Raw genomic sequence first — 9,932 nt, forward strand, 5'->3', positions numbered from 1 at the left:
GTGTCTAAGCGATATCACGAGATGGCATTTTGAACCGCGAAAACGGCATAATTAAGGCAATTCTTGCGGTTATAAGTCAAACGAAAGCTAATTTTTGCGTGAAATAAGAAATAATTTCTTACGTTCAGGAACTAAGGCTAAACCTACCAGTCGATTGGTTTAAGAAAAATCATCGTGCATGGCGAACTAGTGGCATTGCTCGGTAGTTCTAAAGTGCCATGTTTACACAAGCTGTCATACACAACGCTTTGGTGTAGGGTCTTGATTGAGTTCAAGGCGCCACTTGGGCTATCTGCTGTTTTTGATCTGGAGAAAGTTGATGAAGATTTCCCTTTTGGGTGCTGGTTTTGCGCTGGCCGTTGCATTGAGCGGCGCCGCCATGGCCGCCGAATCCACCGACGCTGATGCGAAGTCCGGTGCGGCAGATTCCACGGTGTTGACTCAAACCCACGACGCCAAAGCCGCCAAAAAGCAAAAGGCGCAAACCACCAAGGGTGGTCGGCCGCTGAACAGCAGCCAGGCCGCGCCGAAAACCTCGAACTGACGGGGAAACGCGGTCCCCTGTGGGAGGGGGCTTGCCCCCGATAGCGGTGTATCAGCCGGCGCATGCGGCAGCTGGTCCACCGCTATCGGGGGCAAGCCCCCTCCCACAAGGGTTTCCCATAGCCCTTTAGAACATCGCCCCTCAGATTTTTACCCATGCCCAGCGCCTCAACGCCCCTCGATGCCTGCCAACTGCACATCCCGCACACCGAACAGGTCTGCGCGTGGCTGATGCAGCACGCTGGCTTGAAAACCGTTGACCTGGAGCGCGCCCGACGCCTGTCCCAAGAGTCGGATGACCCCGAATTGCTCGGCCTGCTGACCCGCCTGGGACTTGTCTCCGAAGTGGAACTGGCCCGCGCCTGGGCCGACCTGCTCGGCGCGCCGCTGCTGCTGGCCGATGCCGCGCCACCCTTGCTGGACCCCTTGCCCTCACTGACCGAGCGCTTCATGCGTCACTACCAAGTGGTGCCCGTGGGCTGGAGCCAGGGCGGCCTGCGCGTGCTGGCCGCCAACCCATCGCTGGTGTACCCGTTCCAGGCCCTGGCCTATGCCTGCGGCGTGCCGGTGTGGCTGGCCGTGGGCCCGCGCAATGAAGTCGAAACCCTGATCGAGCGCTACTACGGCCAGGGCCGTTCGGCCATGGGCACGCTGATCGAAAACCTCGACGAGCAGGGCGGTGCGCTGGAAGACATCGAACACCTCAAGGACATGGCCTCCGAAGCGCCAGTGATTCGCCTGGTCAACCTGATCCTGCAGCGTGCGGTGGAACATCGCGCCTCGGACATTCATATCGAACCGTTCGAAAACCAGCTCAAGGTGCGCTACCGCATCGACGGCGTGCTGCACGAGGCCGAAGCGCCGCCGTCCAGTTCGTCGGCGGCGGTGATTTCGCGGGTGAAGATCATGGCGCGCCTGGACATCGCCGAGCGGCGCCTGCCCCAGGACGGGCGCATCATGCTGCGCATCCAGGGCAAGGAGCTGGACTTGCGGGTGTCCACGGTGCCCACCAGTTTTGGCGAGTCGGTGGTCATGCGTTTGCTCGACCGCCAGACCGTGCAGTTCGATTTCCAGAGCCTGGGGTTCGACGGCCAGCGCCTGGAAACTTTCCTGGAAGTGCTTGAACGGCCCCACGGCATCCTGCTCGTCACCGGGCCCACCGGCTCGGGCAAGACCACCACGCTCTACACTGCGCTGTCGCGGCTCAACACCGCTGAGCGCAAGATCATCACCGTCGAAGACCCGGTGGAATACCAGCTCGAAGGCATCAACCAGATCCAGGTCAAGCCGGCCATCGGCCTGGACTTTGCCGGCGCGCTGCGCTCCATCGTGCGCCAGGACCCGGACGTGATCATGATCGGTGAAATCCGCGACCTGGAAACCTGCCGTATCGCCATCCAGTCTTCCCTCACCGGCCACCTGGTGCTCTCGACCCTGCACACCAACAGCGCGGCGGCGAGTATCACCCGTCTGCTGGACATGGGCGTGGAAAGCTACCTGATCGCCTCGACCGTCAATGGCATCCTCGCCCAACGCCTGGTGCGGCGCCTCGACCCGGCCACCCGCGAAGCCTTCGAAGCCCCCGCTGAGTTGATCGCCGAACATGGCCTGGATCGGTTTACCGAGCAGCGCCCGATCCTGCTTTATCGCCCGCGCGCCGATGCGCCGGGCGGTGGCTACCACGGCCGCAGCGCGATCACCGAACTGCTGGTGATGAACGACGAACTGCGCAGCCTGCTAATGCGCCAGGCCGACGCCGCCACCCTCGAACAGGCCGCCCGCCGAGGTGGCCTGCGCACCTTGCATGAAGAGGGCCTGCGCCAGGCCGTGGCGGGTGTTACCTCCCTTGAAGAAGTGCTGCGCGTCACCCGTGGAGAGGGCGCGTGAGCCTGTTCAAATACCGCGCCCTCGACAGCCAGGGCCAAGCGCAAAACGGCACCCTGGAAGCCAAGGACCAGGACGCTGCCGTCGCCGCGCTGCACAAACGCGGTTTGCTGCTGTTGCAGATCGAGGTGGCGGGCGCCCAGGGGCTGCGCAAGGCCTTCGGCCGTGGCCAACTGAACGGCGCGGCGCTGGTCAGTTTCACCCAGCAACTGGCCACGCTATTGGGCGCCGGCCAACCGCTGGAACGCTCCCTGGGCATCCTGCTCAAGCAGCCCGGCCAGCCGCAGACCCGCGCGTTGATCGAGCGCATCCGCGAACAGGTCAAGGCCGGCCAGCCGTTATCCAAGGCGCTGGAGGAGGAGGGCGACCAGTTCTCCCCGCTGTACTTGAGCATGGTCCGCGCCGGCGAGGCGGGCGGTGCCCTGGAAGACACGCTGCGCCAGCTCAGCGATTACCTGGAGCGCAGCCAGTTGCTCCGCGGTGAAGTGATCAATGCGCTGATCTACCCCGCGTTCCTGGTGGTGGGCGTGCTCGGTTCGCTCGCGCTGTTGCTGGCCTACGTGGTGCCGCAGTTCGTGCCGATCTTCAAGGACCTGGGCGTGCCAATTCCGCTGATCACCGAAGTGATTCTGGGCCTTGGCCAATTCCTCGGTGCCTACGGCCTGGCGGTGTTGGCCGGGTTGATTGTCGGCGCATGGACCGTGGTCGCACGCCTGCGTGATCCCCAGCGCCGTGAGCGCTATGACCGCCGCGTATTGGGGATCCGCATTCTTGGGCCGCTGCTGCAGCGGGTCGAAGCCGCACGCCTGGCGCGCACCCTTGGCACCTTGCTCAGCAACGGTGTGGCGCTGCTGCAAGCGCTGGTGATCGCCCGGCAGGTGTGCACCAACCGCGCGCTGCAGGCGCAAGTCGCCCAGGCCGCCGAATCCGTCAAAGGCGGCGGCACGTTGGCCAGCGCCTTCGGCAGCGAACCCTTGCTGCCGGACCTGGCGTTGCAAATGATTGAAGTCGGCGAACAGGCCGGCGAACTCGACAGCATGCTGCTCAAGGTCGCCGACGTGTTCGACGTCGAGGCCAAACGCGGCATCGACCGCCTGCTCGCCGCGCTGGTGCCGTCCCTGACCGTGGTCATGGCGGTGCTGGTGGCGGTGATCATGCTGGCGATCATGCTGCCGCTGATGAGCCTGACCAGCAATATATGAACCCTTAAGGAAACAAGCTGATGCGTCCTACTCGATTCAAGCCTGCCCGCCGCCAGGGCGGTTTTACCCTGCTGGAAATGCTCGCCGTGATCGTGCTGCTGGGCATCGTCGCGACCATCGTGGTACGCCAGGTCGGCGGCAATGTGGACAAGGGCAAGTACGGTGCGGGCAAAGCGCAACTGGCGAGCCTGAGCATGAAGATCGAAAGCTATGGCCTGGACGTCGGCTCGCCGCCCAAGACCCTGCAGCAACTGGTCGAAAAGCCCGGCAACAGCGCCGGCTGGGCCGGGCCGTACGCCAAGCCCTCAGACCTCAAGGACCCGTTCGGCCATGCCTTCGGCTACCGCTTCCCCGGTGAGCACGGTGCGTTCGACCTGATCTTCTACGGTCAGGACGGCCAACCCGGCGGCGAAGGCTACAGCGCCGACCTGGGCAACTGGGAATAACCCGCGACCATGCCCAACCTCCAACGCGGCTTTACCCTGCTGGAAATGCTGGTGGTGATCGTCTTGATCAGCATCGCGGCCGGGTTGGTGGGGTTTGGCCTGCAACAAGGCCTGCGTGCCGCAAAAGAGCGCCAGGCTGTCGGGCAGATAGTCGAGGCGCTGCGCAGCACGCGGGCGCGGGCGATTGTCAGCGGCACCGCCCAAAGCACCGTGTTCGACTTGCGTCAGCAAAGCTTCCAGGCTCCGGGCCGCCCGTTGAAACACTGGCCGGCCGACCTGCACGTGACCCTGCACACCGCAGAACAGGCCGGCTCGGCGGTGGCGTTCTACGCCGATGGCAGCTCCACCGGTGGCAACCTGCTGCTGGCGAATGGCAGCCGGCGTTGGCGCATCGACATCGGCTGGCTCACCGGCAGTGTGCAGTCCAAGGCGCTGCCATGAAGCATCAAGGCGGTTTCACCCTGCTGGAAATGCTTGCGGCGCTGGTGCTTATGGCGATCTGCAGCAGCGTGTTGCTGGTCGCGTTCGGCCAGAGCGCGCGCTCGTTGTTGCAAGTCGCCCATAGCGACCGGCTCACCCATGCCGCCGTCAGCGTGATGGACCAGGAAGGCGCGGGGCCCTTGGCCAACGGCGTGCGCCAGGGCGAACTGGACGGCATCGACTGGCAGCTGCGCATCGCCCAGCAGCCCACCCGTATCGGTCAGCCGCAGCTGTTTCGCCTTGATCTCAGCGTCAGCGAAGGCCCGCGCCAGGCGCACTTCAGCACGTTGAAACTGCGCGCTGCCGGGGCCGGATTGTGAAGCGGCATCAGCAGGGCTTTACCTTGCTCGAGGTGATGATCGTGCTGAGTCTGCTCGGCGTGCTGCTGACCTTGGTCGGTGGCGCGTTGCTGGGGGCCAATCGGGCGGTGCTCAAGGCCCAGCGCTATACGGTCAGCCTGGATGAAATGCGCGCCGCGCAGCAGTTTTTGCGCACCGCGATCAGCGAGGCGCTGCCTCTGGATGTGACCGAGGACGACAGCCAGGTCGACGGCTTTTTCGCCGGCAGCCCGCAGCGCATGCAGTTTGTCGCGACCTTGCCCGGCGTGCTCGGTGGCGGGATTCAGCGCTTCACGCTGCAGTTGGTGGGGCCGGAATCGCAGCGCGAACTGCAAGTCGCGTTCGCACGGTTTGAGTCCCAGGCGCAAGTGAGCGTGCCGGCGTCGCGCAGTGAGCCGCAGGTGTTGTTGAAAGACGTTGAGGATGTGCAATTCAGCTATCGCGGCCTGTCGCCCAAAGGCCAACCCACCGGCTGGATCAGCGAATGGCCGTGGACCAAGCGCCTGCCTTACGCGGTGCGGATCGACGCGCGAGTGAATGGGCCGGTGCCCTGGGTGACCCAGGTGGTTGCCCTGCGCCTGAACTTGTCGGGCGGGGCGCCCGAATGATCAAGCATCAACGTGGCGTTGCCCTGTTGCTGGTGCTGTGGGTGCTGGCTTTGCTCAGCCTGTTGCTGGGCGGTCTGGCCGGTTGGGTGCAACTGGAAACGCGCCAGGCCGCCTGGCACCGCCAGCACACCCAGGCGGTGCTGGCTGCCGAGGCGGGCGTGGCGCTCGCGATGCAAGGTCTGCTCGACCCCTTGCAGCACAAGCAATGGATAGCCGACGGGCGTGAAATTTCGCGGGTATTTGATGACGCGCAACTGCACGTCAGCCTGCGCAGCGAGCGCGGCAAGTTGTATTTGAACAGCGCCGAGGTCGGCGATTTCGCCCGCCTGGCCTTGGCTTGCGGTGCGACTCAACGCCAGGCCAACCAGCTCGCCAAAGCCCTGGAGGTGCGCCGTAACCAGGGCCTGGCGCCGTTTCGAGTAGTGGAAGAAGTGCGTCAACTGCCGGGCATGACCCAGGCGCTGTACAGCGAATTGGTGCCCGAGATCAGCCTGTGGAGCGGCCTGGACCGACCCGATCCGGCCTTCGCCAGTGCGTTGATGCGCCGCGCGCTGAACCTGCCGCACCAGAGCGCGGTGGGGGCCGATGCCGGCGAAGTGCTGGTGGTCAGCAGCCGTGCAAAACGTCCCGGCGGTTACCACGCCCAGGTGCAAGCCACCGTGTTATTGAGCCCCGCGCAAGGCAGCGCACAACCTTATCGAGTCCTACGTTGGCAAGAATGAATAAGTACCTGGAGCCCGTCATGCAACGCTGGCGCGGCAGCCTGCTGCAACTGGGCTGGCGCCTGTGGCTCAAGGAGTTGCGCGGCTGCCTGCCGGCCTGGCTGTCGTTCGCCGATATCCCCGAGCATGTCTATGCCTGGCCGCTGACCGTGCCGGTCGAACAGCACCCCGGCGAAGCGCGCCACGTGCTGGTGCTACCGCCTGAAACGGTGCTGGTGCAAACCCTGCAATTGCCCCCGGCCGCGGCGCGTAACCTGTCGACGGTCGTCGGCTATGAACTGGACCGCTTCACGCCGTTCGACGCTGCCCAACTGTACTTTGTCGCGCGTCAGGAACGCCGTACGCCGACGCACTTGCACGTCACGCTGGTGGCGATCCTGCGTGAGCGCCTCGACCAGATCCTCAATGACTGCGCCGCCCTCGGCTTGCAGCCCCATGCCGTGGATGTGGCGGATGCGACGGGCGCGCCAATGGGCATCGACTTGCTGCCGGCACCGTTGCGCCCCCGCCAGCGCCCCCAGGGCAAGGGCCTGCAACGCAGCTTGCCATGGCTGTGCGGCGCCTTGCTGATTGCCGCGATGCTGCTGTGGCTCAATGACCGTCAGCGCGTGCTCGATGCCATGCAGCAGAGCGTGCGCGAACAGAAAGCCCAGGTCGCCGAGGTCCAGGCCCTGCGCCAGCAACTGCTCAATACCCGTGGCGCCGCCCAGTACCTGATCCGCCGCAAGGCCGCGCAACCGCCGTTGGCGGCGCTGCTCAACGAGCTGACCGCCTGCCTGCCGTCCGACACCTGGCTCGACCAATTGGAAGTCAACGACGGCGCCGACGTGTCCTTCTCCGGGCAAAGCGCCAAGGCCAGCGCGCTGATCACTCGGATCAAGGGCTGCCACAGCCTGGAAAATGCCCAGTTCGAAGGGGTGATCCAACCCGATGCGCAAACCGGCAAGGATCAGTTTTCCTTGCGCGCCCACCTGCACCAGGAGGCCGCCGATGCGCCGACCACTGACACCCCGTGAACGCCGTGGTGCGGCGTTGATCGTCCTGGCCCTGGTGCTTGGCTCCGGTTACTGGCTGTTGATCGACAGCTGGTTCGCCGGCCCCTTGCGCAGCATGGGCGAGCAGGCCGAACAGTTACGTGAACAGCAGCAACGCTACGCCGGCCTGTTGCGCCAAGGCGATAGCCTGCGCCAACAGCTGGAGCAGGCGCGCCAGGACCCGGCCAGCAGCACCAGCTTATTGCCCGGCGACGACCCCAGCGCCGTGGCAGCCGACCTGATGCAACGCATCGCCGACCTGATCAACAGCCGCGCCAGCCTGGGCGGCGGTTGCAGTCTGACGCAGCGCATGCCCATCACCCCGGAGCAGGACGATGCCGAGCCCTATCGCCAAGTCAAAGTCAGCCTGACCCTCAATTGCGCCATCGAACCCCTGACCGCGATCCTGCATGAACTGGAGTACCAGCGGCCGTTTCTGTTTGTCGATGAGATGAGCATCCGCCGCCCGCCGAACGCACCGGCCAGCGGTGGTGCCGGGCAACTGGTGGTGCACCTGTTGGTGCGCGGCTACCTGCAACCGGCCACGGCCCGGCAGGTGCAGCGATGATCAATGCATTGCGTCCCCTGGAATGGCTGCTGCTCAGTGTGGCCGGGCTGTTGGGCCTGCTGATGGTCGGCATCCTCAGCAGCATCGGCGATGCGCCGCAATGGCTGCCGGCGCCCGAACCCGATGCGCGCGCCACTGCGGCCGCCAAGGCACTGGTGGCGCCGAACGCGACCCTGGAAAGCCTGGCCGGCACCTGGCAAGCGCCGCTGTTCAGTCCCGACCGCAGCCCCGACCGCGCGGTGGGCCAGGCGGCAGTTTCCAGCCTGTCGAGCCTGACGCTGACCGGCATCGTGCTGGATGGCGACCTGCGCGTGGCCCTGCTCAAACGCGCCGACGGCCCGCCGCTCAAAGTCCGCCAGGGCCAGACCCTGCCCAACGGCTGGCGCCTGGAACACCTCACACCCCGCGATGCCCGCTTTGCGCTGGACGGCCGCACACAAACCCTGAGCCTGCGCGCCTTGCGTTTGCCGCCGCCGTCCACCACACCCCCGATTACCCTTCCTCACGAGTCCACCCCTTGATCGATACATTCCCTGGCGCCTTGCGCACCACCGTGTTGTGCCTCGCTACCGCCGTTTCCCTCGGTGGCTGCGGGACATTCCCTGAGCATCTCGACCCGGACGAGGCCCTGTTGCATGAGGCGATGCAGGGCACCGGTTCGCAACGTCCGCCCGTGGACCCGGCCAGCGAACAGGCGCCGGTCGACAGCGGCCAACCCCAGGCCAAGACGCCGCCGCAACGCCAATTGATTCGCGGCAACCAACAGTTCGTGCGTGCGCCATCCGCGGCGCCGGCGGGGAAGGAGGAGGGCGCTGGCGACATCGTGTTCAACTTCGCCGACCAGCCGATCGAAGCGGTGATCAACAGCGTGATGGGCGACCTGCTTCACGAGAACTACAGCATCGCCCAGGGCGTGAAGGGCAACGTGAGCTTTTCCACCTCTAAACCGGTGAACAAGCAGCAGGCCCTGTCGATTCTGGAGACCCTGTTGTCGTGGACCGACAACGCGATGATCAAGCAGGGCAACCGTTATGTCATCCTGCCGGCCAACCAGGCGGTAGCGGGCAAGCTGGTGCCGGAGATGCGCGTGTCGCAGCCCTCCAGCGGTTTGTCGGCGCGCCTGTTTCCGCTGCGCTATATCTCGGCCACCGAGATGCAGAAGCTGCTCAAGCCGTTCGCCCGCGAAAACGCCTTCCTGCTGGTGGACCCGGCGCGTAATGTGCTGAGCCTGGCCGGCACCCCCGAGGAACTGGCCAACTACCAGGACACCATCGACACCTTCGATGTGGACTGGCTCAAAGGCATGTCGGTGGGTGTGTTCGGCCTGCAGCGCGCCTCGGTGGCCGAGCTGATGCCCGAGCTGCAAAAAATGTTCGGCCCCGACAGCGGCATGCCCCTGGCGGGCATGGTGCGGTTTTTGCCGATCGAGCGGACCAACTCGGTGGTGGCGATCTCGTCGCAGCCGCAGTACCTCAGCGAAGTCGGTGACTGGATCCACACCATCGACGAAGGCGGCGGCAACGAGCCGCAGATGTACGTCTACGACGTGCGCAACATGAAAGCCACCGACCTGGCCAAGTACCTGCGGCAGATCTACGGCACGGGCGCAATCAAGGACGACACCCCGGCCAAAGTCGCCCCCGGCCTGCGCACCGCGACCTTGTCTTCGCCCGGCACCAACAGCACCTCCGGCAGCACGCCGGGTGGCCTGAGTAACACCCTCAACAACAACCAGCCTGCCGCTGAGGATGAGGAGCAAGCGCCCGACGCCGAGCAGGACGACGCCGAACAGGGCGCCACCGAAGACGCCCCAACCAAAAGCCTCGACGCCGGCACGCGTATCACCGCGCAGAAAAGCAGTAACCAACTGCTGGTACGCACCCGTCCGGTGCAGTGGAAAGAGATCGAATCGGCGATCAAACGCCTCGACAACCCGCCGCTGCAAGTGCAGATCGAGACGCGCATCCTCGAGGTCAAACTCACCGGCGAACTGGACCTTGGGGTGCAGTGGTACCTGGGTCGCCTGGCCGGCAATTCCACCAGCACCACCGTGGGCAACACCGCCGGCAGCCAAGGCGCGTTGGGCGGTGGCGGGGCAGGGCTGGGG

12 protein-coding genes are annotated in these 9,932 nt (G+C 65.2%); all 12 read left to right on the forward strand.

Translation table 11 applies throughout. The features are described from left to right. Window positions 1-319: 319 nt before the first annotated feature. A complete protein-coding gene (locus tag K7431_RS14835) occupies window positions 320-544 on the forward strand; it encodes a hypothetical protein (RefSeq protein WP_043205617.1) in 225 nt (74 codons plus the stop codon). Window positions 545-699: 155 nt separating this feature from the next. Further along, window positions 700-2,430: a type II secretion system ATPase GspE gene (gene gspE / locus K7431_RS14840; RefSeq protein ID WP_015884872.1), complete on the forward strand. Its 1,731-nt coding sequence runs from the start codon at window positions 700-702 to the stop codon at window positions 2,428-2,430. After that, on the forward strand, window positions 2,427-3,629 hold the full coding sequence (gene gspF, locus K7431_RS14845) for a type II secretion system inner membrane protein GspF (RefSeq protein WP_015884871.1): 1,203 nt from the start codon (window positions 2,427-2,429) through the stop codon (window positions 3,627-3,629). The genes gspE and gspF overlap by 4 nt, the downstream gene beginning before the upstream one ends. Before the next feature lie 20 nt (window positions 3,630-3,649). Further along, window positions 3,650-4,075 carry a type II secretion system major pseudopilin GspG gene (gspG, locus tag K7431_RS14850; protein WP_015884870.1) on the forward strand — a complete coding sequence of 142 codons (426 nt, stop codon included), beginning with the start codon at window positions 3,650-3,652 and terminating at the stop codon, window positions 4,073-4,075. A gap of 9 nt (window positions 4,076-4,084) precedes the next feature. Then, on the forward strand, window positions 4,085-4,516 hold the full coding sequence (locus K7431_RS14855) for a type II secretion system protein (protein WP_015884869.1): 432 nt from the start codon (window positions 4,085-4,087) through the stop codon (window positions 4,514-4,516). Continuing rightward, window positions 4,513-4,875, forward strand: a complete 363-nt coding sequence (locus K7431_RS14860) for a prepilin-type N-terminal cleavage/methylation domain-containing protein (protein WP_015884868.1) — start codon at window positions 4,513-4,515, stop codon at window positions 4,873-4,875. Before K7431_RS14855 ends, K7431_RS14860 begins: the two co-directional genes overlap by 4 nt. After that, on the forward strand, window positions 4,872-5,501 hold the full coding sequence (locus K7431_RS14865; RefSeq protein WP_015884867.1) for a prepilin-type N-terminal cleavage/methylation domain-containing protein: 630 nt from the start codon (window positions 4,872-4,874) through the stop codon (window positions 5,499-5,501). The genes K7431_RS14860 and K7431_RS14865 overlap by 4 nt, the downstream gene beginning before the upstream one ends. Continuing rightward, window positions 5,498-6,223 carry a hypothetical protein gene (locus K7431_RS14870; protein WP_015884866.1) on the forward strand — a complete coding sequence of 242 codons (726 nt, stop codon included), beginning with the start codon at window positions 5,498-5,500 and terminating at the stop codon, window positions 6,221-6,223. Before K7431_RS14865 ends, K7431_RS14870 begins: the two co-directional genes overlap by 4 nt. Next, window positions 6,220-7,239 (forward strand): type II secretion system protein GspL, encoded by a 1,020-nt coding sequence (locus K7431_RS14875; RefSeq protein WP_015884865.1) that lies wholly within the window; start codon window positions 6,220-6,222, stop codon window positions 7,237-7,239. The genes K7431_RS14870 and K7431_RS14875 overlap by 4 nt, the downstream gene beginning before the upstream one ends. Then, window positions 7,214-7,825, forward strand: a complete 612-nt coding sequence (gene gspM, locus K7431_RS14880) for a type II secretion system protein GspM (protein WP_015884864.1) — start codon at window positions 7,214-7,216, stop codon at window positions 7,823-7,825. The genes K7431_RS14875 and gspM overlap by 26 nt, the downstream gene beginning before the upstream one ends. Further along, window positions 7,822-8,346, forward strand: coding sequence for a general secretion pathway protein GspN (locus K7431_RS14885; protein WP_015884863.1), 525 nt, complete (start codon window positions 7,822-7,824; stop codon window positions 8,344-8,346). The genes gspM and K7431_RS14885 overlap by 4 nt, the downstream gene beginning before the upstream one ends. Continuing rightward, window positions 8,343-9,932, forward strand: a 1,590-nt coding sequence (locus tag K7431_RS14890; protein WP_224316746.1) for a secretin N-terminal domain-containing protein, incomplete at its 3' end; no start/stop codon positions are given. The genes K7431_RS14885 and K7431_RS14890, both read left to right, overlap by 4 nt.

Source organism: Pseudomonas fluorescens group sp., from assembly GCF_020093335.1.
Classification (GTDB): domain Bacteria; phylum Pseudomonadota; class Gammaproteobacteria; order Pseudomonadales; family Pseudomonadaceae; genus Aquipseudomonas; species Aquipseudomonas petroselini.